The organism is Rhodococcus sp. AQ5-07 (assembly GCF_009707305.1).
In the GTDB taxonomy this organism is placed as follows: Bacteria; Actinomycetota; Actinomycetes; order Mycobacteriales; family Mycobacteriaceae; genus Rhodococcus_F; species Rhodococcus_F erythropolis.
The window spans coordinates 6139078-6163832 of sequence record NZ_CP046099.1; the positions used below are offsets into that span (position 1 = coordinate 6139078).

Annotated in this window: 22 protein-coding genes, 1 tRNA gene and 1 pseudogene; 12 read left to right on the forward strand and 12 right to left on the reverse strand. The window is 60.1% G+C overall.

Going from position 1 to position 24755, the window contains the following annotated elements; genetic code table 11:
- Nucleotides 1-34: 34 nt before the first annotated feature.
- The 4 genes from GJB56_RS28450 to GJB56_RS28465 form a co-directional block, all read right to left on the reverse strand.
- On the reverse strand, nt 35-457 hold the full coding sequence (locus GJB56_RS28450) for a hypothetical protein (protein WP_029537826.1): 423 nt from the start codon (nt 455-457) through the stop codon (nt 35-37).
- A 164-nt stretch (nt 458-621) separates the two neighbouring features.
- Nucleotides 622-2016 (reverse strand): FAD-binding oxidoreductase, encoded by a 1395-nt coding sequence (locus GJB56_RS28455; protein ID WP_113682255.1) that lies wholly within the window; start codon nt 2014-2016, stop codon nt 622-624.
- A gap of 122 nt (nt 2017-2138) precedes the next feature.
- Complete coding sequence (locus GJB56_RS28460; protein ID WP_020968698.1) at nt 2139-2687, reverse strand: hypothetical protein; 549 nt, start codon at nt 2685-2687, stop codon at nt 2139-2141.
- Between the two features lie 15 nt (nt 2688-2702).
- On the reverse strand, nt 2703-3095 hold the full coding sequence (locus GJB56_RS28465; RefSeq protein WP_113682256.1) for a hypothetical protein: 393 nt from the start codon (nt 3093-3095) through the stop codon (nt 2703-2705).
- Between the two features lie 187 nt (nt 3096-3282).
- Here GJB56_RS28465 and GJB56_RS28470 point away from each other — a divergent pair, with 187 nt between their 5' ends.
- From GJB56_RS28470 to GJB56_RS28485, 4 genes are all read left to right on the forward strand, one after another.
- Entirely contained in the window at nt 3283-4980 is a 1698-nt protein-coding gene (locus tag GJB56_RS28470; RefSeq protein ID WP_020906521.1) for a 3-ketosteroid-delta-1-dehydrogenase, read from the forward strand.
- Nucleotides 4981-5678: 698 nt separating this feature from the next.
- Nucleotides 5679-6485, forward strand: coding sequence for a peptidoglycan DD-metalloendopeptidase family protein (locus GJB56_RS28475; RefSeq protein ID WP_020906522.1), 807 nt, complete (start codon nt 5679-5681; stop codon nt 6483-6485).
- A 243-nt stretch (nt 6486-6728) separates the two neighbouring features.
- Nucleotides 6729-7490: a pentapeptide repeat-containing protein gene (locus GJB56_RS28480; protein WP_113682257.1), complete on the forward strand. Its 762-nt coding sequence runs from the start codon at nt 6729-6731 to the stop codon at nt 7488-7490.
- 13 nt (nt 7491-7503) lie between these two features.
- On the forward strand, nt 7504-7920 hold the full coding sequence (locus GJB56_RS28485; protein ID WP_019747503.1) for a hypothetical protein: 417 nt from the start codon (nt 7504-7506) through the stop codon (nt 7918-7920).
- A 578-nt stretch (nt 7921-8498) separates the two neighbouring features.
- Here GJB56_RS28485 and GJB56_RS28490 read toward each other — a convergent pair.
- The 3 genes from GJB56_RS28490 to GJB56_RS28500 form a co-directional block, all read right to left on the reverse strand.
- Complete coding sequence (locus tag GJB56_RS28490; RefSeq protein WP_029537818.1) at nt 8499-8960, reverse strand: Hsp20/alpha crystallin family protein; 462 nt, start codon at nt 8958-8960, stop codon at nt 8499-8501.
- A 279-nt stretch (nt 8961-9239) separates the two neighbouring features.
- Complete coding sequence (locus GJB56_RS28495) at nt 9240-10517, reverse strand: wax ester/triacylglycerol synthase domain-containing protein (RefSeq protein ID WP_113682258.1); 1278 nt, start codon at nt 10515-10517, stop codon at nt 9240-9242.
- A 46-nt stretch (nt 10518-10563) separates the two neighbouring features.
- Nucleotides 10564-12228, reverse strand: a complete 1665-nt coding sequence (locus GJB56_RS28500) for a hypothetical protein (RefSeq protein ID WP_230091097.1) — start codon at nt 12226-12228, stop codon at nt 10564-10566.
- Nucleotides 12229-12410: 182 nt separating this feature from the next.
- On the opposite strand from GJB56_RS28500, the gene GJB56_RS28505 reads away from it, so the two are divergent.
- Both GJB56_RS28505 and GJB56_RS28510 read left to right on the forward strand, forming a co-directional pair.
- Nucleotides 12411-13028 (forward strand): hypothetical protein, encoded by a 618-nt coding sequence (locus tag GJB56_RS28505; RefSeq protein ID WP_029537817.1) that lies wholly within the window; start codon nt 12411-12413, stop codon nt 13026-13028.
- A gap of 225 nt (nt 13029-13253) precedes the next feature.
- On the forward strand, nt 13254-13745 hold the full coding sequence (locus GJB56_RS28510; protein WP_020968707.1) for an FBP domain-containing protein: 492 nt from the start codon (nt 13254-13256) through the stop codon (nt 13743-13745).
- Nucleotides 13746-13887: 142 nt separating this feature from the next.
- Here GJB56_RS28510 and GJB56_RS28515 read toward each other — a convergent pair whose 3' ends face one another.
- Genes GJB56_RS28515 through GJB56_RS28525 form a run of 3 tightly spaced genes read right to left on the reverse strand, consistent with a single transcriptional unit; the run spans nt 13888 to nt 15919 of the window.
- Complete coding sequence (locus tag GJB56_RS28515; protein ID WP_020968708.1) at nt 13888-14628, reverse strand: hypothetical protein; 741 nt, start codon at nt 14626-14628, stop codon at nt 13888-13890.
- Complete coding sequence (locus GJB56_RS28520; RefSeq protein WP_020968709.1) at nt 14625-15560, reverse strand: ABC transporter ATP-binding protein; 936 nt, start codon at nt 15558-15560, stop codon at nt 14625-14627. The genes GJB56_RS28515 and GJB56_RS28520 overlap by 4 nt, the downstream gene beginning before the upstream one ends.
- The gene (locus GJB56_RS28525) at nt 15557-15919 is read right to left on the reverse strand and encodes a GntR family transcriptional regulator (protein WP_019747490.1); all 363 of its coding nucleotides are present in this window, start codon (nt 15917-15919) and stop codon (nt 15557-15559) included. Before GJB56_RS28525 ends, GJB56_RS28520 begins: the two co-directional genes overlap by 4 nt.
- A gap of 2258 nt (nt 15920-18177) precedes the next feature.
- On the opposite strand from GJB56_RS28525, the pseudogene GJB56_RS28530 reads away from it, so the two are divergent.
- Nucleotides 18178-19439: pseudogene (locus GJB56_RS28530) on the forward strand (IS3 family transposase).
- A gap of 100 nt (nt 19440-19539) precedes the next feature.
- Nucleotides 19540-20154 carry a tyrosine-type recombinase/integrase gene (locus GJB56_RS31770; protein WP_230091098.1) on the forward strand — a complete coding sequence of 205 codons (615 nt, stop codon included), beginning with the start codon at nt 19540-19542 and terminating at the stop codon, nt 20152-20154.
- 8 nt (nt 20155-20162) lie between these two features.
- Here GJB56_RS31770 and GJB56_RS28540 read toward each other — a convergent pair whose 3' ends face one another.
- A complete protein-coding gene (locus GJB56_RS28540) occupies nt 20163-21482 on the reverse strand; it encodes an SEFIR domain-containing protein (RefSeq protein ID WP_162793406.1) in 1320 nt (439 codons plus the stop codon).
- 161 nt (nt 21483-21643) lie between these two features.
- Nucleotides 21644-21717 (reverse strand) — tRNA-Gly (locus tag GJB56_RS28545).
- Nucleotides 21718-22022: 305 nt separating this feature from the next.
- On the opposite strand from GJB56_RS28545, the gene dcd reads away from it, so the two are divergent.
- The 4 genes from dcd (at nt 22023) to GJB56_RS28565 (ending at nt 24753) form a co-directional block, all read left to right on the forward strand.
- Nucleotides 22023-22592: a dCTP deaminase gene (gene dcd / locus GJB56_RS28550; RefSeq protein ID WP_019747488.1), complete on the forward strand. Its 570-nt coding sequence runs from the start codon at nt 22023-22025 to the stop codon at nt 22590-22592.
- Between the two features lie 25 nt (nt 22593-22617).
- Nucleotides 22618-22902, forward strand: a complete 285-nt coding sequence (locus tag GJB56_RS28555) for a hypothetical protein (RefSeq protein ID WP_019747487.1) — start codon at nt 22618-22620, stop codon at nt 22900-22902.
- A 91-nt stretch (nt 22903-22993) separates the two neighbouring features.
- A complete protein-coding gene (locus GJB56_RS28560; protein ID WP_113682260.1) occupies nt 22994-23200 on the forward strand; it encodes a hypothetical protein in 207 nt (68 codons plus the stop codon).
- Nucleotides 23201-23229: 29 nt separating this feature from the next.
- On the forward strand, nt 23230-24753 hold the full coding sequence (locus GJB56_RS28565; protein WP_020968710.1) for a hypothetical protein: 1524 nt from the start codon (nt 23230-23232) through the stop codon (nt 24751-24753).
- Nucleotides 24754-24755 lie beyond the last annotated feature (2 nt).

The following is a 24755-nucleotide window of genomic DNA, read 5'->3' on the forward strand; positions in this document are numbered from 1 at the left end:
GGCCCCACCGCGTCCGCGATGCGGAGTTCTGGTGCTACGGCACGTAGAACGATGCGACACCTGGGGTGATGATGGATCCGGCCACAGACGTCACGGCGACAGCGACTTGACCGGTCCCGGTCTGCACGATCGCCCCTGCCGGGACTCCGTTCAGACCGTCCGAGAGACGAGCGGAGCCGGAGACCCCGGTCGAAAGGTTCAGCCAGCGCACTTCGGACGAGAGCAGGCATCCCCAGCGGTCTTCCTTGCCCCCGGTGATCGTCACTGTGCCGGGTAGTTCGCCGACTACAGCTACACAGCGGACCGCCGGCGCGTCGAAGCTGCCGTTCGGGTTGCCGTACGGCGCAGGGTTGATCTGGAATGGAATGGTCACCGCAGCGGATGCGAGTGCTACCGACGTCAGAGCCGACGTGATCACGACGGATGTGCAGACGCTCAGTCGGCGAACGAGATTCATCACGGAGGCCTCCAGCCATATCAAGGCGATTTGCTTATTCCCCGACATAACGTCTTGGTCGTAACTTCCCTTCTTGCACCGCCGCATTGAAGACGACAGCCTCACCATATCCGGTTGCACAGGAGAATTCAGGTACTCGTCGCTATTCGATACCTGTAGCGGCCTCAGATGCCGTCCGTCGAACCGCTCGAGGGGATCAGAACGCGCGGATTCAAGATGTTGTTGGGGTCGACAGCGTTCTTGATGGTCCTGTTCAGTTTGCTGACGACGGGATCGAGCGAGTTCGACACGCGATCTCGTTTGTCTTGTCCTACACCATATTCTGTTGCTGCGAATCCGCCCAGAGTGCTCACGAGTTGATAGATTTCTTGTCGTGCCGCGGAGGCGGATTCAGCGGCGGCCACGTCTCCGATGGGGTAGTTGAGGACTGGGTGCGTGAGTTCGTCGGCGGCATGGGTGTAGCTGACGATAGTGGTGCTGTAGCGCTTCGCGATGTCGGCTATACCGTCGGTGAGCTCGGGGAGTCTGTCGATGGGTACCGCGACGTCGTCGCCGATGACCACCCCTTTCTGCTCGAAGGCTTCGTAAACGGCATAGCGGGGGCGGATGAACAGTTCGCCTTCGTGAGGGTCGTCGGTAGCGTATGTAGCTGTGGCTCGATGCTTTTCGCAGAGAGTGCTCATCAAATTCATCTCTGTCTCTGCGCCGTTACCGGCGTCGGATCGCCCGATCAGGAGTGCTCCGGCATCGGTGTCCAGTTCCATGTTGAGGAATTCTTCCGCCACCTTGATCGCTGCGTTGTCGAGGATTTCGAGTTCTGAAGGGCGTATAGAACTTGTGATATCTCGGGCAGCGGCAACTGCGTCGGCCATGAGTGGAAAGAAGGCCACCAATGTGTGGGGAGTCGGAGGCTGAGGGATGAGTCGCAGCGTCAGTTCGGTTATCACACCGAGCGTTCCTTCACTGCCGACGAATAGCTTGGTCAACGCAAGCCCTGGGGTGTCTTTGATCCGTTTTCCGCCCAGTTCGGCGACGGATCCATCAGGCAGCACAACCGTCATACCCAGGATGTAATCACTGGTGACGCCGTATTTTATGCAGCACGGTCCGCCTGCGTTGGTGGCGGCATTACCGCCGATGGAACAGATTTCATAAGACGACGGGTCTGGTGGATAGTACAAACCTTCGCGCGCGGCAACAGCCTTGACGTCATTGGTGATTGCCCCTGATTCGACGATCGCGGTTCGTGACGAGACGTCCACTCGAATAGATTTCATTCGCTCGAGGCTGAGGGTGATAGCGCCGTCGACGGCGGTGGATCCGCCGACGACGCTCGTGCCGGCGCCCCGTGGAATGACCGGGACATTGTGACTGTTGGCGAAGCGCAAGGTCTCCTGGACATCTGCCGTCGTCGAAGCACGTACGACGGCGATCGGAGTGCCGGCTGCGGGATCGAAACTCCAGTCCTGCCGATAGGACTGGAGTAGATCTGGATCTGTGATCATCGCACCCGGCGACAATCGTCGGGCGAGCGTGTTCAAAGCGTCGACATTGACCATGATCTGGCTTCAGCCTTCCGATCCGAGATGTGAAACTCATTGTGTCCAGGGCATGTCTGTGGACCTAAGAGTTGAAAGTTAGTATCTCGAGTGCGGTTGAGATCCACCGAATGTGGCGTACGTCATATGTTGCTGAGGTCGGTCAGTACCTGATCGAAGGCACCGGTACGTCCAGGTGTCACTACCTTCTGAAACAGTGTCAGGACACATTCGTCAAGGGCGTCGGTTGCCGTGAGGGTTCTTCTGGTGACGATACTTCTACCGGACCATCGCCCACGTTCCATGTGTGCCAATACGATTCCGTCACGCCGGGCTGTTGCCTTTCGGCCCGAGGAATGAACGAAGAGGTATCTTCTGCCCGCGATATCGACTTCGCACAGCTTGTTCTTGCGGCGCATGGCCTTGGGTCTCTGGTCGATCAGAGTCCCGATCGTTCCGTCGGACAACCGAAGTGATGCAGGTCGGCCTTTGCGGAATGTGAGCCTTGGTCGATCCTGCTCGGCTGTTGACGATTTCCTCTTCCGCCCGCCGGAAACGCTTACTAATTCGTCGTCTGGTGCGGGAATCAGTTCGCCTTGGACGCTCCCCGACGGATCGAATATCGATACGGCCGAACCACCTTCGGCAAGGTTCACGAACCAGCCGGTCTCTGTAGGGGTGTTCCATTTCATGTAGATGATTATTCTTCATCGGTGCCGAGGAACGTCAGCAGATAGTCCGAGACGAGGATCGCAGTTGTCGGGAAAGACCTCGACGGACTCGAGCACCAAATCGCGCAGTGCATCGATCACTTCGCCTCGTGACGGAGCTTCTTCGCTGAATTCGTTGACAATCGCTTCGACGGCCAGACGATGAAGAGCCTGGTGCTGGTCGACGACGTGGCGTAGGCGGGGAAGCATGCCGCGTACGGTGTCAGGCTCGAGTGAGTGGGCGATAAATCCGACGGCTCGCCCGTCGAGGTTGCAGGTCAGGCTGTAGTAGTCGTCGTCCAATCGCTCACTGTCGGACAAGATGTAGTGCCCGCGGACAAGGGTGCCGAGCGCTTCGTCAGTGATGCCGAAGCCGGAGTCTGTCGTCACGAGAGCAGCCTAAAGGTCGACGAGGGCAAGGCGTAGTTCTGCTGAGACGGCCACAACGTCCGAACCGTGGCAGGAGCTGTTTTTCGCCAATCCACTCGCAATGTCCCGCTGACTGGGCATCCGGAACCTTCTGCGCCGCGACTGCCTTAGCGTTCTACGTCGATAACCACGTGAAGGGATTTGTTCAATGGCTAAGAATCAGGCACCCCCCGCGACACAAGCCAAGGACATCGTTGTCGATCTACTGGTGATCGGGTCCGGTACCGGCATGGCTGCCGCCCTCACCGCGAACGAACTCGGCTTGTCCACGCTGATCGTGGAGAAGACGCAGTACGTCGGCGGTTCGACGGCGCGGTCCGGTGGTGCGTTCTGGATGCCTGCCAACCCGATCTTGGCGAAAGCCGGTGCGGGCGACACCGTTGAGCGAGCAAAGACATACGTGCGTTCGGTGGTCGGTGATACTGCCCCTGCCCAACGAGGAGAAGCATTCGTCGACAACGGTGCGGCCACTGTCGACATGCTCTACCGCACGACGCCCATGAAGTTCTTCTGGGCCAAGGAATACTCCGATTACCACCCCGAACTGCCGGGCGGTAGCGCCGCCGGACGTACCTGCGAGTGCCTGCCGTTCGACGCGTCGGTACTGGGAGCGGAACGCGGTCGCCTGCGCCCAGGTTTGATGGAAGCCGGACTGCCGATGCCGGTGACGGGTGCGGATTACAAGTGGATGAACCTGATGGTGAAGAAGCCGAGCAAGGCTTTTCCCCGCATCATCCGCCGCCTGGCGCAAGGCGTTTACGGCAAGTACGTCCTCAAGCGTGAATACATCGCGGGCGGTCAGGCGCTCGCCGCCGGACTGTTCGCCGGTGTGGTCCAGGCCGGAATCCCGGTGTGGACGGAAACGTCGTTGGTTCGGCTCATCACCGAAGATGGCCGCGTAACGGGTGCAGTTGTGGTGCAAGACGGACGTGAAGTGACGGTGACCGCTCGGCGCGGTGTCGTCCTGGCAGCCGGCGGGTTCGACCACAACATGGAGTGGCGCCACAAGTACCAGTCGGAGAGCCTCGGTGAGCATGAGAGCCTGGGCGCAGAGGGCAACACCGGCGAAGCGATCGAGGCAGCACAAGAGCTCGGTGCAGGTATCGGATCGATGGATCAGTCCTGGTGGTTCCCCGCGGTGGCAAGCATCAAGGGCCGCCCGCCGATGGTGATGCTCGCAGAGCGTGCGCTGCCCGGCTCTTTCATCGTCGACCAGACCGGTCGTCGATTCGTGAACGAGGCGACGGACTACATGTCGTTCGGCCAGCGCGTGCTCGAACGGGAAAAGGCTGGCGATCCGGCCGAGTCGATGTGGTTTGTTTTCGACCAGGAGTACCGCAACAGCTACGTGTTCGCAGGCGGTATCTTCCCCCGCCAGCCGCTTCCGCAGGCGTTCTTCGAGTCGGGCATCGCGCACCAGGCGAGCAGTCCGGCCGAACTCGCCCGAAAGGTCGGTCTCCCCGAGGATGCGTTTGCCGAGTCCTTCCAGAAGTTCAACGAGGCCGCTGCTGCAGGTAGCGATGCGGAGTTCGGTCGCGGCGGCAGTGCATACGATCGGTACTACGGCGACCCGACAGTGTCTCCGAACCCGAATCTGCGCCAGCTCGACAAGAGCGCCCTCTATGCGGTGAAGATGACGCTCAGCGACCTGGGCACCTGCGGCGGTGTGCAGGCGGACGAGCATGCACGCGTGCTTCGTGAGGACGGCAGCGTCATCGACGGCCTGTACGCGATCGGCAATACCGCGGCCAACGCATTCGGTCACACCTACCCAGGCGCCGGCGCGACGATCGGCCAGGGGCTGGTTTACGGATACATCGCGGCCCATCACGCAGCAGAGAAGTAGCTCAAACCGTAGATGCACTAGCTAGTAGATCGACCTGACGGGAGATCAGCGCGCGTTTCCGATGCCGGAACGTGCACTGGTCTCCCGTTCGGCGTGTAGCAGCAATGCCAGCTGTATGTCCCATCTCGGTAACGCTGACGTGCCGGGTGACCGAGGCGCGGTATCGTCTCCAGAAGTGATGTGAGGCACTGATTTTTTCACCAGATGCCGTGGAATGAAGTGGCGCCTGATATCGACCGGTCGGGTCGAAAGCGCAAAAACAGGTACGTACCCAGGTAATTCAACCGTGGCGTGGAGCGTCGTGAAGCGACAGCGTATGAGGTGATTCCTCATCCGCAACGCAAGGATCTCCATGTTCCACCCCATTTCCGACCATCCGGGTAGACACCCACCCTGTCGATCTTCGAACGAAATGCCCTCAGTTCGGTCCGGCATTCGTAGTCCTCGATCAACGATCGATTCAGGCACTGCCTCGATGTAAAACCCGTATCTCCTGTGCTGTCACCAGGAGATACAGACCTGCGGGTCTATGCGCGCGATCGCGTTCGAGAGTGGTCACCGTACTTCTCTCCATGGCGCAATCCGAAAATTTCACTCCAACGGAGTCTCGGTGCGATGCACCGCGTAGCTCAGCACGTACTGAGTGCTGTCTGGCGGTAGAGCCTGCGCCGGCTCCGAGCACATCAGTCAAGGAAAATATGAGTAAGCACAGAAAACACAAGCCTTCCAGCACAAAACGATTCATCGCCGTAACTGCAGGACTGGGCGCCCTTGTGGGGGCCGGAGCAGTTGTCAATGCAGGTACCGCCGGTGCGCAGGGCTGGTCGGCGAGTTGCAGTTGGGAGTGGCCGGTAAGCGGATCACTTTCGCAGGGGTACCACGCGGGACATGACGGAGTCGACTTCGCTGTCAACGTCGGCACCGCGCTTCACGCGCCGACATCGGGCACGATTTCTGTTGCCGGACCCAATGATCCGGGTGGATACGGAACGTACATCCAGTTGGAAGCGGACAGTGGCGAGCAGATTCAGATGGGCCACCTCTCCGAAACCTGGGTCGGTGTGGGGCAGCACGTCGAGGTAGGCGACCAGATCGGGGCAACGGGTAACACCGGTAGCTCCACCGGTCCACATCTGCACCTCCGCATTCACAGTGGTGGCGCCGTCGATCCCATGTCCTTCCTGAGTTCGATCGGGGCGTGCGATACCGGGTCGAGCATCGTGCCCGCACCCGCGCCCGTGCCGGCACCGGAAGTAGCACCCGAATCCGCACCGGAACCGGCGCCAGTTCCCGTCGTCTACTCTGAGGCAGCCGAATCTGCACCGGTAGAGAGCATTCCGGAGTCGAAGGCTCCAGCGTCTGGCGAAGAGGTAGTCGTTGCGGCCGGTGATACATTGTTCGGCCTCGCTGCAGAACGAGGTCTCACCTGGCAGCAGCTGTGGGACATCAATCCACAGATCGCCGATCCCGACCAGATCTTTGTGGGCGACGTAGTCAATCTGTGAGAGTGGATAATTCGATACTGATCCTGGGGTGAGTCAAAGATTCGTATACGACCGGTTCCAGTACCCGAGTTAACTCCGAGTTCCAGTTGGTGCGTGTGAGCGCTGCAGCCGGGCCGTGTATTTCACGGTCCGGCTGTTTGCGCGCTCCGAGAAGTGATTCCTACCGAAGTGCTGATGCGTGGCGGTTCGCTTCTTGGGCAGCCACGGCCAATCGCGGGGGATCTTGCCGATACTATTGAGCCCGTGAACCGGTCCGCGATCACCTCCCTACGTCGACGTTGGTCAGATGAGGGCGTCGACAATTTACGGGCGCAGCTGCTCGATCAGTCGCGGATCGTCAAGCCGCCCCACACTCTCGTCTCCCCCTGGGCGGAGACCGATGACGGGCTGATCGACGTGCGTGGCCTGACAGCGGGTAGCGGTGGATTGGACATCCGGTATCTCACGTTGGAACGGATTGATCTGAGTTTCGCTCGGGGTGCGATCTCCGTCTTCGAATCCGAATTATTCGACTGTCGTTTCGATTTCGTGGCACTGACCGGACAGACCCGTTTCAATCGCCGATTCGAACGGTGCAGTTTCCGGGGTGCCACGCTCTCGCGTCTGGCGCTCGGACCGAGGGTCGTCGATTGCGATTTCACTGGAGCCAAAGCACGCGGGCTCCGCTCCGTGCACAATACTGTGTTCGAACGATGTGCATTCGACGACACAGACCTGCCTGGTGCGCAGTTCGCCGATACCTCTTTCGTGGAGTGCACTTTCGGCGGCGCACGATTCTCGGCGGCCACGAGTTTTGTGCGGTGTTCCTTCACCCGGACCGCTGTCGAGTTCTCCGAGGCGCGAGTGTCGCGAACAACATGTGACGGCACCGCGATTCCGGATCAATGGGCAGGTGAGGCTGATTCAGCAGTCGCACTGGAGCGGTATGCCGGTCGATATGCCCGAGCACTCGGCGTGGGGGACACAGAGGGTATGGCCCTCGATCCTGAAATGGATGATTCGTAAAGGGGGCAGATCGATGACCCGCGGGGTCACGTTCAGAACAGTATTCGGTGGACCGTCGGTGCCGCTCGACTTCATTGAGGAGTTGACTCGGCTCAGACACCGGCTGAGGGGCATCGCGATGCAGTACGACTTCGATCTGTTTGTTGTCGTTGGTGGCGACATCACCGTGGTGACCGATCCGACCGGGATCCGGCTTCCACGTGTGTTTCTGGGCAGGCGTACCGCTACGGCGCAGGTTCAGATGAACACTGACGACGTGATGGGGGTGTCCGAGCCCCGCACATTTCTGTACACGACGATCCATGCGGCACTGACGGAGCTGATTGCGCGTGTCTCATACCGCGACAACGACTTCGATGCGGACGGGGAGCGGGCGAAGATCGAGTTCTTGATCCTCGATGACAGTGGCGAGCGCGAATCAAAGCTGTGATGGCAATGACAAATGCTGCGCTCCCAAATTCGTCAGGCTGTTGTCGCTCTCTGGCATCAAACACTGCGGTGGGCCCAATGAATCCGGACATTCCGGCTAAACGATGTGTATATACGTTGTAACCGTACGTGTCACGGGTGGCCGGTGTCGGCGCGCTTCGTCCTTGTTGTGTGAGTGTTTCGTCCCGCTCCGCCCATTTCGGGCGATTCTTCATCTAGCTGAGGTTGGTGAATCTTCGGCTTGCGTCGTGGAACGATCCTCAGGCTTCGCCCGGGCTTGACGACTGAATACGGCCTTCCGTCCGCCCGAATAGACGGACGGAAGACCTCAATTCAGTTGCGGGTGAACGCACTCGGCGATCGCGGTCGGGTCTTGTCAGGGTTGAAATTCGTCGTTGGATGAATTCTCCGGCGAGCCGGCCGCGAGTATGCGCGTCCACCACCTTTGTCGCTGCGGATCTTCGTTCCAGACGACCGGTTCAGTCAGAGCTGCGGTGGGGGGCCATGATTGGCGCGGGCATAGTGGACCTCCTGGATGAAAGGTTCTTGTACAGTCGATTTCGTGCCAAGCCGTTCAGGTCAGGCTTCGATCTGTCCCTGAGTTTCTGCCTCGGAGTTGGCAGTGCTGGACGGCGGCCCCGACGCGATTTCGATCCGCCGCGGTTTCGCCTTCTCTGCGATCGGCAAGCTCACGGTCAACACGCCGTTGTCGTACGAGGCGACGATCCGCTCGGAGTCGATGTCCTCACTGATGGACAGCTGCCTTCTATACGTTCCCGTGAAACGCTCACTGGCCAGCCACGTCACTCCATCTTCGGAGAGAGCACTGCGGTGCGCGGTCAAGGTCAGGGTCGAGCCGTCTACCTGTACGTCCACCGATCCTGGGTCGACGCCGGGAAGATCGGCGTGAAGGACGTAGTGATCATCGATCTTGTAGAGGTCCATCGGCATGAAACGTGGACTTCGGTTGCTGCCGGTTCCGGTAGCAAGCAAGGACTTGGTGATCGCGTCGATGTCGGTGAAGGGATCGAAACGAAGCACAGCAACACACCTCCCGTATCGTCTAAGAAAGGCCACCGTCACCTCGACGGCGACCGAACTCACTGTGCGAGAACATGATAACCAACCGATCTGGCACTCTGCAACCTTGAGTGCCAGATTCTTCGACTGAACTTCGGCTAGATTTTCGGGAGCATCTGGGGGCGTGACTGTTCGGTGATCACGCGATCACTCGAGTCCTGCTGGATCAGGACACCTGGGTTGAAGAATCCGCAGATGCCTCGGTTCGATCCGACTCGAACGAGTGTGATGAAGTACCAGTCAGCTTGTGGTGCTGGCTATTTCGTCGAGAGCTCGTTCTACGGCTTGCGCGATCTTGCTTGCCGGAGGGAGATGCTCGGTATCGGTCTGGATTCCGATCCAGAATTTGTCGTTGTAGGACGCTGCTGTGAAGCCGATTCGAACATTGCCCGCCAACGGGCCGAGCGGCCAGAGTTGGACGAGCGCTGCCCCGTCGAGCGTGAGCGGACCGCGTGGTCCGTGAACATTGGACACCACTGCACCGATCATGTGCTGTCGCTTCGCGAATTTGTCGAAGATGCCGGCTACACGCGGCGACCGAAATGTTGTTCCTGCCGCACGTGCGGACGGTTTTGCGGCCGCAGTTTGCTTCGCGACGATTGCGACGGCACGTTCCAGGTCTGTTTCTTGAAGTGGGAGGTCGATGATCATGAATCCGACGGCGTTGCGTGCGTCTCCGATTGCTGTGACTGCGACGGGGACCGATACGGCGATCGTTTTCGGAATGGACTCGCCACGATCTTCGAGGATGAATCGCAGTCCGGTGCCCGCTGCAACGAGGTAGGCATCGTTCAATGTGCCTCCCACACTTTGCGCACCGCGCACGACCGGAGCGGTCCGGGTGCTGACGGAAGCGATGGATCTCGTGGTGCCGATTGTGCCGAGCAGTACCCGTGATCGGATCGGCCGATGTAGGAACGTCCCGATTCGAAATCGGAGGAGGTCCAGGGAACTGGCCTTCTGGGGGATGTGTGGCTCGGGGGAGTGGCCGGTTTTCGCCGTTGGTGGCGCCCCTGGGTCGGGTTTTTTCGAATCAGGCGAGGCGAACAAGCGCTCGAAAAGGTCGCTGGCACCGGCGCCGTCGAGAACCGCATGATGCACTCGAATGACGATGCCGCACTGACCAGTTCGAGCTACAGGAATCAATGCGATGTGCCACAACGGTCGGGTGGTGTCAAGGGGTTGCATCACAAGTCGACCACAAACCGCTTCGAAGTCGGGTTCGGTGGGACCGCGTTCCTCCAGTGAGACATGGAGGTCGACCTCTATGTTGCTTTCCGTCCACCACCATGACCCATGCCGCACAATCGGTCGTTGCCGCAACAACGGTTCCTGCGCGATCTGCGCGGCGAGTGTTCGGTGAAGATGCGCTAGATCCGGTCGACCGTCGCTGTCGACAAAGCCGCCCGGAGAGAGCAGACCGGCAATAGTGACCAGGTACGGCTGGACATCCACACCGAGCTGAAAGCTCGCAGCGTCGACGGGTGATATCGGCACGTCGGGTGTGGTGTCGACCATCTGCTGAGCCTAATCGAGGCGACACGGTGGACGGCGCTGGTTTCGGCTAGCGGATCACCAAGTCGTGGTCGGTGGCGCTGAGCGTGATCGCGGCAATGGGGTTTCCGCGCATCCAGTCCTGCACGAACGCGTTCAGAGCGGGGTTCGATGCCCGATCCGCGTACGCGTCCGACGGGATCTCGATTGCCCCGACGAGGTGGCGCGGATCGGCATCGAGGCCGGATGCGCGGGGAGTCATCCGTAGTCCGTCGGCGGTGTGCAGGATGACCGGAAGAACCGTGCCATCCGGTGCAGTCACGGTCGCGGTCCGGGTGGTGGCGACCGGATCGAAATGGTCCACGTCCAGTCGGTATCCGGACGGTTGTGCGTACTGGCCGATCGCGTCCAGCATGCGCGGATCCACCACAGAGTACGGAAACCCGATGTCGATCAGAGTCTGACCGTCGATGGCGCCGTCGCGGGCGGGCAAGGTCGTGGACAAGTGCCAGGGGGCAGCGGGGGACAGGGTATCCGTCGACCGGTCTGTCGGCGCGTTTTCGATCAGTGTGCCGAGGAGGGACGCGCCAGTCGGCGTGAACTCCCAAGCATCCCCGACGAGATCCTTGTGCCAGAAACCGGATTCGGCGCCGCGGCGGCCCTCGACACGCAACTCCCGCCGGTTCGGGCCGGAGCCGAGTGAGTGCACACTGATCGCGGATGTGACTTCACCGGGAATCTTGGGCTGGTGCACCCAGTCCGGTGCCGGAAGTTGGATCGCGGCGGTGCTGCGGTCCAGCGTTTCGGCCACGAGGTTGGGTGCCGACGGCTTGTCCGACTGATCTTCCCAGCTGTAGCGGAAGAAGATCGAGTCCGATCCCGAAGAATCGAAATCAAATGTGCGGGTGTACATGTCGCCGTACTTGTTCATCACGAAAGTGGTTGATCCGGCCGCCGACAGCGAGTCCGCCTGGAATCGCCCGCCGAGCGGGCCGCCGATCTCGTAGCTGTCGTCGTTGGGCAGCCACGGGTCTGCGTAGGTTATTCGGCTGCCGTCCGCGGTCAGCGTGGGGATCATCGTCATCTTGGCGAGTCCGACGAAGTGAATCCGTCCTGCGATGTCGATGAAAGTTTGATTGTCCCAAGGCGACGAGACGCTCAGTGCCCACCCGTTCGGCCGGTCTCCTGGAAGTTGTCGGCCTGGACCACTCCACAGGGGCGCACCCCACGCGGAAGTCCAGTTCCACAGGAGCGGGTCCTGGGAGGCGTTGTCCGTCGTGTAAATCCAGCCGTTGTCGTCGACTGCGACGAGTTCGTCGTCGTCCAGTGATATCCCGACCAGTCGTCCACGTAGGCATTCGGGCATCGGCACGAAACGCCATGGCTCGGTCGTTGGTTCGCCGGGTGCCCGCGGACGAGCGAGTAAGTCGTGGTCGACCAGTGCAAAGTCCCAGAATCGATTGAATTGGGTTGTTGGCGTGCGAATCTCAATGGAAGAGGGGGCGGCCGTGCCGTTGAACAACGGAAGGTTTTCCAACCCGACTCGTCCGCCTCCCGAGGGTGCGCCGGGTGGCAGTTGGGCGGTTCCGAATGGTACGCAACTGGCCGGCCCGGTTTCGGTGGGCGTGGCTGCGGAGAGGGGAGTGGACCACAGCAGGCCGGCGGCGAAGAGGATGCCGACGGTCGACAGTCGCGATCGGTACGGGTGCGAAACTCCACTCGCGGTCTCGTTCACCGTCCGATTGTCGCATGATCGGCACGTTGAATCTGCGGATTGTGAGGTTTGTCCATCTGTGTCGGTTGCGGCGAGAGTGCCGATCGCTGCGTTGGTTGTTGTGAGTGGAACGAGAGTGCTTGTACTGCAAAGGTATTCGCCGTGTATCTGAGTTTGCCGTGACCTGCAGATATGGTGGGGTGATGAGAAGGCCGAAGTCGCTGGGTGAATGGTTGGTAGCTGACCCTCCGGAGTCGTCCAAGCCACCGGGGCCGATTCTTTTGGCATTCACCGTTGTTCCGCTTATTGCGTTGGTCTGCCGGCATTACGGGTGGTGGCCTTCGCCATTCGGTGACTTCAGGTGGTTCGATCCTCTCCTCGTCAGCGCTGCGGCTCTGCTCACCCTGATCGTTGTTGGTCTGGTGTGGGCGGTTCGTACGCTCTACGTTCTCGGCCAGGACCGACGGTGGTCGTGGTGGATCCTGCCCTCTCCGGTTGCCGTTATCGCCGCGGTCGCTGCGGTGTTGTTGATGCCGCCGGCAACTTTCCTCGACAAGAGCGGAGAGTTCGAGACCATCGCGATTGCTCTCCTGGAGCAGCCTGGATCGACTGTGGAAGAGCTCGAGATCGGCCAGTTCGAGATCAGCAGTGCCCATGTCGTACGTCCCGATGAGGTCTACTTCATCGACAACGACAGCATGTTCACCACCACGAGTGGATGGGTGTACTCGCCCAGCGGCGCACCTACGGGGTTCGACGATTTCTCCGCAAAGCACCTCGGCGGACCTTGGTACGAGTTCACGGCGGTCTGGCGTGACTGATTCGCGCCATTTCACGCATGAAGTGCGTCGATAAATCGAGTGGCCCGTGTCGAGGACCTGTGGCTACCATCGGGGTGTGGACATCGTGATGCCCCATGGGCGTGAGGAGGTTGTCGGCGTCGTCTTCGCCGGCAGCAGATAGCGCATTTCGGACCCGACAGCACTAGGTGCTGGTCGGGCCATGAGCTGTACCCACCTTCACCGATCCACGATTGGCATACACCCATGATCATTTTGACCGATACATCTGTTCGTTCCAGCCTCGTCAACGCAAGTCGTAAGGAGAAGTCCGACCTCACCCTGCCGGATGGCTTCGACGCCATCGACTTCGACGCTCTCGACTATCTGGGCTGGCGAGATCCCAAAATGGGCCGACGCGCCTACGCGATCGTCCCGACACTCGACGGGGAGATCATCGGAGTCTTGCTCGTTCAAGCGCAAGCCACTCCACGGTCGCGTGCCCAGTGTTCCTGGTGCCGTGACACGCGCCTTCCCAACGAGGTCGTCTTCTACGGCGCCAAGTTGGCCGGGCCCGCTGGTCGACGTGGCAGCACAGTCGGAACACTGATCTGCCGAGACTTCCAGTGCTCGGCCAATGTTCGTAACGACCCCCCGCTCCCGTATGCCGGCTACGATGCCGCCGCTGCGCGCCAGGACCGGAAAGATGAACTGGTGCTGCGTGCTTCGAGTTTTGTCGAGCGAGTGGCTCGGCAGTAGAGGGGACCCCGGGGACGCGATATCCCTGTTGTGAAGTTCGGCCCCTCACTGGGCTGAGGAAGGGGCCGAACTGCCTGGACGGTGTCGATCCGAGGGGCACTCGGACACGGTGCGACATCTGGCGTCGCACATGATTACTCGGTCAGGGCGTTGCTCGACGTAAAGTGACCCAGGCTCCGGCTATGCAGGCGATGGCCAGGGCCAATGGAAGTAGTGCCATCGGCACCACTCGGGAAGTATCGGCAAACCACGAACCGATCGCCGGCCACCAGCTGGCCCAGGTGATTACGATCGCTGACAGGCCGAGCACACCGAAGAGACCGGTGAGAGAGGCGAGCAGACCGGTGGTCCTCCATCGCTGGTAGATCGCACCTGTCAGCATTGCGATCGAACTGGTCAGCAGCAGCGTCGCGAACAGCGCGAGCAACTGAACGGCTGCGCTGTCGGTGAAATAGCGTGCGATGCCGAACATGCGCATGTGCACACCCCAGCCGTTGGTGGCGGACTCCACCACTGACAGCAGTTGTAGCGCGATTGCGAAGATTGCGGACTGTGCCAACGCCATTATCGTGGTGGCAGTGAAGAACTCGCGGCGAGTCACGCTCAGCCCGAGCGCGAACGGGAACGTCTGGGTCATCGACTGGAGGTAGAACGCCAGCACGAAACCGTAAACGGAGAACACACTGCCGGTGAATCCCTCACCCTGCTCGTTTCCGACGATCGCGTAGATGGTGAAGCTGATGAGGAAAGAGATCAAAAGGATGCCCACCGGCCAGGCGATCAGCAACGGCCACGCGACCGTGTGCAGTTGGAGGACGGAACCGATCCTGGACCGGGTGGGCGCCTTCGGGACCGTCCGGGGCGCTGTCGTTGCGATGCTCATGCGGTGATCTCCTTGCGCTGCGTCGAAGTCGCGATGACAAGTTCCTGCAAAGATGCCGGTTCCACTTGGACTCCCGCCTCCCGCAGTCGGATTCGCTCGGTCTCGGTCACATCGGCCTGCAACATGATTCGGCTGTGGGAGCCTAGTGTCTCCCGGCGCAGGACCCTGCCGGACGCGGCAACAGCATCCACCGCATCAAGGGGGCCGGATACCACTACGGCGCGACCTCGCAGTGCGTCTGCGTCCTCGTCGACGACAATCCGGCCGCTGTCTACGACGATCACGTGCTCGAGCAGATTGGCTACCTCGTCGATAAGGTGAGTCGAAAGCACTACAGTGCGAGGATGTTCGGCGTAATCGGCAAGCAGACGATCGTAGAAGAGTTGGCGTGCAACGGCATCGAGGCCGAGATACGGCTCGTCGAAGAGCGTGAGCGGTGCACGGGAGGCAAGTCCGATGATCACTCCCAACGCTGACCGCATGCCGCGCGAGAGCTTCTTCACCTTGCGGCACAGTGGAAGTTGGAAATCGTCGAGCAGTGTCTCGGCGAACGCGTGGTCCCAATTCGGGAGCAGATGGCCGGCGGCGACGAGTACATGCTTGACCTTGAGGTCCTCGGGGTACGTCTGGCTTTCCTTGACGAAGCACACGTTCGCCAAGACGTCGGCATTTTCGAAAGGGGCAGCGCCGAATACCTCGACGTCGCCGCTGGTGTGCAGGTCCTGTCCGGTCAGTATCTGCATGATCGTGGTCTTGCCTGCGCCGTTACGTCCGAGCAGGCCGTAGATTTTGTTCTGGCCGATCTCGAACGAGACGTCCGAGAGCGCATCGACGTCCCCGTAGCTTCTGTTCACTGCTCGCATCGAGGCGACGAGTTCAGTTTCGTCGAAACGCCTGACGTGCGACTTGGTCGTTGTCGTGCTTGAGTTCATCGGTCCGCCTTCCTGTCGTCCAGCATGGATTTGAGTTCGTCGAGGGAAATCTGAAGGCGGTCGGCCTCCATGACCAACGGCTCGATGTATTGGCGCGCGAACGCTTCTCGTCGTCTGAACCTGAGTGCGTCGCGGGCGCCGACGGTGACGAACATTCCGATTCCCCGTTTCTTGTAGAGGAGCCCCTCGCCTACGAGTTGATTGAGGCCCTTGGCTGCCGTCGCCGGATTGATTCGGTGGAACGCCGCCAGTTCGTTGGTTGAGGGCACCTGCCCGTCTTCCGGCAGTGAGCCGTCGATGATCGAGCCTTCGATCTGCTCGGCGATCTGCTGGAACAGTGGTCGTCCGTCGTCGATCACGATGATCGACGCCCGGTGTTCACTGGTTCATTACTCATGTAATGAACCATAGAACGTCGTGGGGCATGTTGGCAATGAGATCGCGGAATCTGGCACCGATGCCTTGGGTCTCCGAGCGCTACCCATCGGGATATTCATCGCAGAGGCTGATGGAACAGCTTGGATGCAGACCAGCTACGACTTCCAGATCCCCGGGGCGCTGCGCACAGGCATTGAGCTTCTGCGGAACCGTGGAACCGCCGATCTAGGTGGTCGACCACGGGACGGGGCACCTTCGGGTGGCCGGTAGTTATCGCCTCAATGAATTCGGCCACCTCTTCGATGACGGCAACTATGTCGCGGGGGTCATTCTGCATGGGCGTTGTAGCTTGGGGAGTTTGCTATGCGTTGACGCAAACACCCGTCAGCATCGGCAGTTCGCCACCCAACGTGAAGCAGGCGAAACCGCAGCCTCGGCTTCGGGGCGTAACCCGGAGTCGTAGAACAGAAGCCGGACCGCACGCCGCGGTCGGGCCCCTTTCGTCAACCCAAAGACGGAATCGCATCCACCGCAAGTAGGGACTTAGCGCCCCGTTTTGGTGTTTCTGTACTGATTCGCAATCCCGATACGTACGCTTCCGACCAGGGAATCGGACACTCGACCAACAGGGGTATTTATGCCGAATGTGACAGTGAAGTTCGGGGGTTCAGACCCGGAAACAGCAGACCTCGCACGCCGGGCACTGCAACCAGTACTCGACAGCATCTACCGCACATACCGCAGGAAACCGCTCCCATTCGTCGAAGCCGCACTGAAACGCGCAGGCCGAGGGAGCTTCTCACAAGCAGGAATTGAACGATTCGCCAATTACATTTCAAGAGGCGACCGACCGATCCTCACCAAATAGTGCGGCCGCCCGTAATCAGGCCGAAGACCGAAGCGTTTCCACCGGCTACCTGGTCGACGACTAAATTTATCGGTGCCAACTAGGTACAGGTCCATCGTGGTCAACATCGGAGACAGCTCCCGCTCGCGTCCGAGATCGGTAGCTGCCTCAACGTGGCAAGGGCACTCGCGCCAGCAGACGTATTCGATCACCTGGAGCTGAGAATGCTGTTTGAGCAGATGCACATTAAATCGACCTCTGTGTGAATTCTGCTCACGGTGCATACTCGCGTGATCAAACCGGCGTCGCTGTGACATTTGGTTGCTGATCCTATTCGGGGCGGCCTCCACCGACTATTTGGGACCTGTCAAACACAATCTCCCCTTCCTGGACAGTTAGGGGAGATTGTGTTTGTGACCACCGCACGATCCACGCATCTGCTGATATGCAAGTTTCAGGCAGAGCTGAAACTGTCATCCACATGCGGTCGGCCGATCTTTTCTACAAGTCGGGTGCGGTTAGTGGCCCTGCGCCTTCTACAGAGAAGGGGATCGTGGAACCGTTCGCCATCGCCACGATCACGTTGACGATAGCAAAGAGGACGTTATTCATTTCAAATTCACCTCCTCTCTCCGTCTAGGGCCCGGCAGCATTCGCTACTGCATACAGGGCAGAGGTCCTGCTATCGAAATTGGGACCTGCAATGTAAGCGGGCGAGCCTGGACCGAATGAGGTGACTGTCCTGATATATCCGAGGCCATTCGAGGAGTTGTAGTCCACCAACCAAGGTCCACCAGAATCGCCTCCGCCAAAGTTGCCCGGTTTGGGAGTTGCGTGAGAAGCCGTAGCTCCGAACGTCATAACCAAGGAAGACGCTGCAGTGCTTGCGAGGAATAAGGTTTCGACTCTGGGCACCTACGGCCTTCTATCGAATTGGGGCCAACCTGCCGGTTTTTAAGATCTTCGGGAGGTAGCGCGACGCTAATGTGACAGTCCTCCAAACTGGGGTATTTCTTCGAGCTTTATCCGGCTCTTTCGGATCCGGAGTGTATGAGTCGAACCACGGATGATCCGAGCAGGCACAAGATGTAGGTCGGTGAGGGTTTTTAATGTGCAGGCCGATGGTCGTGCATTGGGGCTTACGGTTAGGGCTGTCCGATACTGAGGAAGAATACGTACTTGATGCTTTTCGAAGGTGATTTTTGACGGACTTGGGTATTTTCACAGTTGTGATTGTGAGAAGACCTGCATTCTTGCGTGAGTTGTGGTTCCCGGCGTCCGGGTGCGCTACGGCAGATCGGTTCTAAAAACTTCAACTGATAAGCACGCGGAGCCCGAGCAGTGAATCGGACCGGAGTTTCCGGTACTTTATTCTTTGGGAAAGATGGAGTCATGTCGTCAGCAACGAACAAGAGGTACCCGCCCGAGTTGCGTGAGCGTGCGGTGCGGATGGTCGCCGAGGTCCAGCACGAATATCCGTTGGAATGGGCCGCGGTCGAATCCGTGGCCGACAAACTCGGTATCGGAACAGCGCAAACATTGCTCAACTGGATTCGGAGAGCGCAAACTGATGCCGGCGAGCGGCCTGGTGTGACGAGCGAAATGGCTGCGGAGATGCGCAAGCTTCGCGCTGAGAATCGGGAACTCAAGCGTGCCAACGAGATTCTGAAGTCGGCATCGGTTTTCTTCGCAGCGGAGCAGGGCCGCAACAACAAGTGATCATCGACTACATCAACCGAAACAAGAGTGAGTACGGCGTCGAGCCGATGTGCAGGGCGCTCAGCGAGCACGGCTGTTCAATTGCGCCGTCCACCTACTGCGAGGCCCGCAACCGTTCCGCTTCGCGGCGGGCCGTGCGCGACGAAGAGCTGAAGATCGAGGTCAGCCGTGTGCATGCCCAGAATTATTCGGTCTACGGCGCCCGCAAGGTGTGGCTGGAAATGCGTCGAGAGAGCATCGACGTGGCCCGGTGCACGGTCGAACGGTTGATGGGTGTTCTCGGGCTCGAAGGCGCCCGTCGAGGCAAGCCTAAACGCACCACCATCGCCGATCCACAAGGTCGTCGCGCGGAGGATCTGGTGCAGCGAAAGTTCAACCCGGTTGCGCCAAATATGTTGTGGGTAGCCGACTTTACCTACGTTTCGACGTGGTCGGGCTGGGTGTACGTCGCATTCGTGATCGATGCGTATTCACGCCGAATCCTCGGGTGGCGAACCGCGACGACGATGCCGACACCGCTGGTGCTCGATGCGATCGAGCACGGAATCTGGACCCGCCGCCGAGAAGGGATTACCGACCTGTCCGGGCTCATTCATCTTTGGCGATCGCGGGTCGCAAAACACGTCAATTGTGTTCACCGACAGTCTCATTGAGGTCGGAATCGATGCCTCGATCGGGGCGACCGGGTCGAGCTACGACAATGCTCTCGCCGAACGATCAATGGTCTCTATAAGACCGAGTTGATCAAACCGCGCGGGCCGTGGCGAACGGTCGAACATGTGGAAATCGCCACGTTGGAGTGGGTGGACTGGTTCAACCACCGACGTCTCTACGAGCACTGCGGCGATGTGCCGCCGGTCGAACTCGAGGCGTTCTACTACTGTGAACCTAACTCGACCGGAGAAGTCTATTCATCGACCGACCAGAACCCTTGAACTCGCAGGTCTCCAGCTCGGGGACGTTGAGTTGCCGGCCAAGTCGCTCAACCCGAACGCAGCGCCGAAACCGGGGTTATTGCGGGTGGATCGGACGGTAATGGTGATTGACGGCGTTCTCTCCTACGACACGCCGAAGACGAAAGGCTCGCGCCGTAGAGTCCCGTTGCCGCCCGCGACGGTACGAATCCTTCGGGACTATCTCGCAGCTCACCCCCGTCGCGATGAGCCGGGCGCACCGCTCTTTCCCGCGTCCGCGCTCGTCGCGGCTAAGCCGACCGGGAAGCGTGCGATCGACAAGGACGGCAAACGAATCGTCCCCAAGGCCGAAGAGGTCTTGGCCGCGCTTTCGGTCGAGGAGGCGGAAGCCCGGTTGGCGCTGGATTGGTCGGTCCCGTTGCGCCACCCGAGTTTCTACAAAGCGATCTATCGGCCTTCTGTGCTGCGGGCGAACCGACTCGATCCTCGCGCGGCGTTGCTCCCGACGCTCAAGTTCCACGCGCTCCGCCACACGTACGCGAGTTTGTGTGTGGCGGCCGGAATCTCGCCCCTGGAGATTGCGCGGTTCATGGGCCACGCGAAGGTCACCACCACGCTTACGGTCTACGCGCACCTCTTCGAGGACGACCACGCCGACGCAATGGCCGCCCTCGGGGCGATGGGAACTACTCCGGTCGAAACCGGCAATGTGGTTCCCATTAGGCTGCGCGGGTAGGTGGAGAACTAGACCGAGTCCGATTCCGTGAGCCCCTCAAATCCGGTTCCCTCGGCAGTAATTTCCTCATGTTTCGGCGGCCAACCCGGAATCGGAACCGCAGGAAAGGTATTGGCAATCTTCCACTCGCCAAATCTGCGACGAATCACGAGTGTCTTGCCTTCAATCCTGCTCGACGGCTCCCAAATTAGAATGTCGCCGTCCGTCGGAGTGAAAATCACAACTTCGAAATCGAGTCCGTAGCGTCGTGGCTTCTCCGCCTGGCCCCAGGAGTCGTCGAAGGTCTTAGCGAATGACGTGAGCTTCGTGAACTGAGAAAAGAGGAAATGCTGAGCAAGCTCGTGAGTAGGGTCGGGCCTACGTAATTCTGCCGCGAGCTCTTCGCGATCCAACGCAGAGATGTTGGGGTGTTCTTGGTTTGCAAGAATCCAGTCTTGTGCGAGTACCATCCTGAAATCTTTGTCCATCGCTTGCCAAGCGAAAGGAAAGTCGCCACTATTGATGGCACCGAGCCACTTGCGTGCGAACGCCCCTGGGCTGTTTGGCCCGAAATGAGCATCCATTTGCTGGTGAACGGCGTTCAGTTCTTGCTTTGCAGCGTCAAAAACCGACGTTTTAGGTCCGCACTGCACCGCACGGAGGAGTGCCTCAACTGACCGGCTGTACTGGTGCCCCTCGTAATAGTGCGTGCCGAGCGTGAACGCCGCTCGCGCTGCCGTATCTGGATTCGGACTCCCTGCCAATTGGTTCAGGATCCGCATGCCCTCGGTCGGGTTGTCGTCCAGAAGGGCAGCTGCATTAGCGATTTCATCGTTTGTGGTCAAGAAGTTTGGTGTACCAAGAGGCGCAGGAATCGTAGCGGGTACACCGTGAATCTGACGAAGTAGGGGAATCAGATTTTGTTGGGAGATGGTTTCTACGCTGTGGATCGTTGTTTGATTGAGGACTGTAGGAACGATCCCGTAGTGTTCAGGGGCAGTGATGACCGGAATGAACTTCACTCGACGGTCGTTATTGTGGTATAGCTCGCCGGTGATAATGACGCCTTCCCAGTCGGCTCCCTTGCCGCGTGTCGGGTCGGTGCGCCCCCAGAATCGCTCTGTGTAGGTCGGCGTAACGACAACCAGGACAACGTCAGAGTCTTCGATTCGTGCCTCCATCCAGCGGGGCCACGAGCGGGGCGGTTCATGCTCGATGTATTGGTCAAGGGCGACATCAACCCCGTTCTGACGCAGACTATCCGCCAATCGCAGCACATGGGCGCGATGACCCTCGGAGTCATGGCTGTACGAAATCAGGCACTTAGGAGTGCGTTTGGGAGTCGTCACCGGCAGATTATCGCACTGGTCTCAATGTTCTCGGCTGCCGCCGGGGTGTCGAGCCGTTGCTGGCAGCGGCTGATCCGATCGTTCGCGGCGTATTCGCGGCGTCGTCGGGCAAGAAAAAGGCGCTGCCGAGACCGGAAACGCCCTCTATCTGCGAGAATCTGTGGAGCCGATGACGGGAATCGAACCCGCGTATTCAGCTTGGGAAGCTGATGTTCTACCATTGAACTACATCGGCGTCGCAGCCGACCGGACGTGTTTTCACCGCCGATCAACGTGCTTTCCGAACATTATCAGACGAGCATTCGAGCAGACGTATCACTGGCCGTCGTTGAAGAGAAGGCGCGTGTCGAAGTCGGCACAATTGGTGGATCTTCGTCTAAAAGTTATGCGCGGGAAAGCCTGTCGGGATGGAGAACTCGCGACAGGTGGGGCTGGGCTCTGCCGTGGGAGTCCAGAACCCGCGCATCGTGTTCGGTAACCACGGTGTGATCGCACCCATCGATGGGTCGGCACTGCCCGCAGAACCGGTAACCTCTACCTGTGCTGCTCTCCGATCGTGACATCCGTGCCGAAATCTCCGTTGGACGTCTGGGTATCGACCCTTTCGACGATTCCATGGTGCAACCGTCGAGCGTCGACGTGCGCCTGGATGGTCTGTTTCGGGTGTTCAACAACACGCGGTACACGCACATCGACCCGGCACTGCGCCAGGACGAGCTGACCAGCCTGGTCGAACCAGCAGAGGGCGAGCCGTTTGTGCTTCATCCCGGCGAGTTCGTTCTCGGTTCGACTCTCGAAGTGTGCTCACTGCCGAACGACCTGGCCGGCCGCCTCGAAGGTAAGTCGAGCCTCGGGCGCCTGGGCCTTTTGACGCACTCCACTGCCGGCTTCATCGACCCGGGTTTCAGTGGCCACATCACACTGGAGCTGTCCAACGTCGCAAACCTGCCGATCACGCTGTGGCCGGGAATGAAGATCGGGCAGCTCTGCCTGCTCAAGCTGTCGAGCGCTGCAGAGTTCCCCTACGGAAGCTCCGAGGCCGGATCCAAGTACCAGGGTCAGCGCGGCCCGACTCCGTCGAAGGCGTACCTGAACTTCAACCGCAGCTGAACGAACCAACTTCGGGGGGAGTCGCATGATCGGAATTTTCTACGGTCTGGTGTTCATGAACTTGTTGTTCGTGACCAGCACCGTGTGCTTGATGAAGCCGTCGAAGGCCAGTGTTGTTGCGACCGTCTGCGCAGGAGTGGCGTGGCTCTTCTTCAACGGCCCGTTGGAAGGTCAGGTCTTGTGGTCGTTGAATCGAGAACACGGTCTGACGGTCTCGGATCTGATGTCGCTTGTTGCCTTCGGCATCGCCGCTCGTGGTTGGAATCAGGTCCGTAAGGTCCGCGAAACCGTCGACGCCGATCGTTACTGACCTGCGAGCTCACCTCAATTGAACGCCACGATTCGGGCAGAAGTTTCGACCTGGAGCACAACGGTCGGCGAATCGGGCACAATTACTGAGTATGTGGTGGATTGTCGGAGGCGTACTACTCGTATGGGTCGTGTGTTCCATTCCGATTGCCATCCTGGTCGGACGCGGTATCGCGCGCCGGGACCGCGCAGAATTCGACGGCCGAAATCAACAGTGGGCCGACGAGGTTGTCAGGTCGATAGAGAACCAATCGGATCAGGACAATGCCGATCGGCGTAAGCCACCACTGATCAGCTGACCAGCTGGACTTTCCGGAGGTGAGTGGGCGTGGAACTTCCATCCGATACTCCCGACGACGTCGTGGCCGCAGCCGCCGGAGGACCCAGGATTCCGCAGTTCGATCCCACAGTCGGGATTCCGGTAGTTCCGCCTGCGGGAGATGCTCCACACCGGTTGGTGGTCATCGGCGACTCGCTGTCGCAGGGATTTCAGAGCGGGGCGGTCTTCAATACCGAGCTGTCGTATCCGTCGATCATTGCTCACCAGTTGGGCTGGCTCGATCGGTTCCGCTTTCCCCGATACGGCGGTCCGGGCGGGCTCCCACTCAACATCGAACTGCTGCTCCGCACCCTCGAAGAGCGCTTCGGCCCACGGCTCGACCTCTGGGAGGTTCCGCTCGCACTCTTTGCTGCACGCGAGTTCATGGACCAGGTGGAGGACTACTGGGAGCGTGGGCCGGGCAGCGAAGCGCCGACGTTCTCGGCGATCAATCACAGCCTTTCGGTCTACGGGTGGGATCTTCGTGACGCTCTGACCAAGACCGCACATGGGTGTGAGGCAGCCCTGCACGAACCGCACGACGACCTGATCAGCCAGATCGTCGAGAACAACGGCGAACGCGCCGCACTGAGAGTTCTGCCGCGAGGCTCCGAGGCAGAGAAGCGCATGACGGCGTTCGACGCGGCAGCGGAACTGGGCAAGGAAGGCATCGAAACTCTGATCGTCTTTCTCGGGGCCAACAATGCGCTCCGCACCGTCACCGAACTCCGAGTCGAGTGGAGCGGCAACAACTTCCGTGACCCGGACGGCAAGCGCGAATACACGGTGTGGCAGCCCGAGCACTTCGCGTCGGAGTACGCCGAGGTGCTGGCCGCGATCCGCAAGATCAACGCCCAGCACGTCATCCTCTGCACCGTCCCACACGTGACCATCGCACCGATCGCCCACGGGCTCGGCGGCAAGATCGAAATCGGATCCCGCTATTTCCCGTACTACGCGCGACCGTGGGTGCGCGACACAGACTTCGACCCACAGCGCGATCAACACATCACCGGCGCGCAGGCGTGGGCCGTCGATACCGCAATCGATGTGTACAACGACGGAATCGAGCAAGCCGTCGCGAATGCCCGTCGGGTGGGGAAGGACTGGTACCTCTGCGATATTGCCGGGTTGCTCGAGCGCGTGGCCTCACGGCGCTACGTCACCGACGTCAATGCGCGGCCGTCATGGTGGACGCCGTACCCCCTCCCCAAAGCACTGACCGACTTGCAACCCGTGCCGGACTCGCTGTTCCTCTCCGCCGACGGTCGCGGCGGCCGCGCGTCGGGCGGCCTCTTCTCGCTCGACGGCGTTCATCCCACGACAGTCGCGTACGGGGTGATGGCGCAAGAACTGGCGAACATCATGGTCACGGCCGGGGTCCAGTTCGACCGCGCTCAGGTCGATTTCGACCGACTCGTCCGACGCGACACCTTGGTGCGCACTCCGCCGCAGAATCTCGATTCCACGCTCGGCGTCATCGGCTGGGCTGACGAGCATCTCGGCTTTGCCAAACGTGTGTTCGGCCTCTGATT

Coding starts and splice junctions, on each gene's coding strand:
- GJB56_RS28470 (WP_020906521.1), top strand. CDS start 3,283: ATGGCTAAGAATCAGGCACCCCCCGCGACACAAGCCAAGGACATCGTT.
- GJB56_RS28485 (WP_019747503.1), top strand. CDS start 7,504: ATGACCCGCGGGGTCACGTTCAGAACAGTATTCGGTGGACCGTCGGTG.
- GJB56_RS28495 (WP_113682258.1), bottom strand. CDS start 10,517: ATGGTCGACACCACACCCGACGTGCCGATATCACCCGTCGACGCTGCG.
- GJB56_RS28475 (WP_020906522.1), top strand. CDS start 5,679: ATGAGTAAGCACAGAAAACACAAGCCTTCCAGCACAAAACGATTCATC.
- GJB56_RS28555 (WP_019747487.1), top strand. CDS start 22,618: ATGATCGGAATTTTCTACGGTCTGGTGTTCATGAACTTGTTGTTCGTG.
- GJB56_RS28515 (WP_020968708.1), bottom strand. CDS start 14,628: ATGAGCATCGCAACGACAGCGCCCCGGACGGTCCCGAAGGCGCCCACC.
- GJB56_RS28520 (WP_020968709.1), bottom strand. CDS start 15,560: ATGAACTCAAGCACGACAACGACCAAGTCGCACGTCAGGCGTTTCGAC.
- GJB56_RS28450 (WP_029537826.1), bottom strand. CDS start 457: ATGAATCTCGTTCGCCGACTGAGCGTCTGCACATCCGTCGTGATCACG.
- GJB56_RS31770 (WP_230091098.1), top strand. CDS start 19,540: ATGGTGATTGACGGCGTTCTCTCCTACGACACGCCGAAGACGAAAGGC.
- GJB56_RS28505 (WP_029537817.1), top strand. CDS start 12,411: ATGAGAAGGCCGAAGTCGCTGGGTGAATGGTTGGTAGCTGACCCTCCG.
- GJB56_RS28560 (WP_113682260.1), top strand. CDS start 22,994: ATGTGGTGGATTGTCGGAGGCGTACTACTCGTATGGGTCGTGTGTTCC.
- GJB56_RS28455 (WP_113682255.1), bottom strand. CDS start 2,016: ATGGTCAATGTCGACGCTTTGAACACGCTCGCCCGACGATTGTCGCCG.
- GJB56_RS28510 (WP_020968707.1), top strand. CDS start 13,254: ATGATCATTTTGACCGATACATCTGTTCGTTCCAGCCTCGTCAACGCA.
- GJB56_RS28460 (WP_020968698.1), bottom strand. CDS start 2,687: ATGAAATGGAACACCCCTACAGAGACCGGCTGGTTCGTGAACCTTGCC.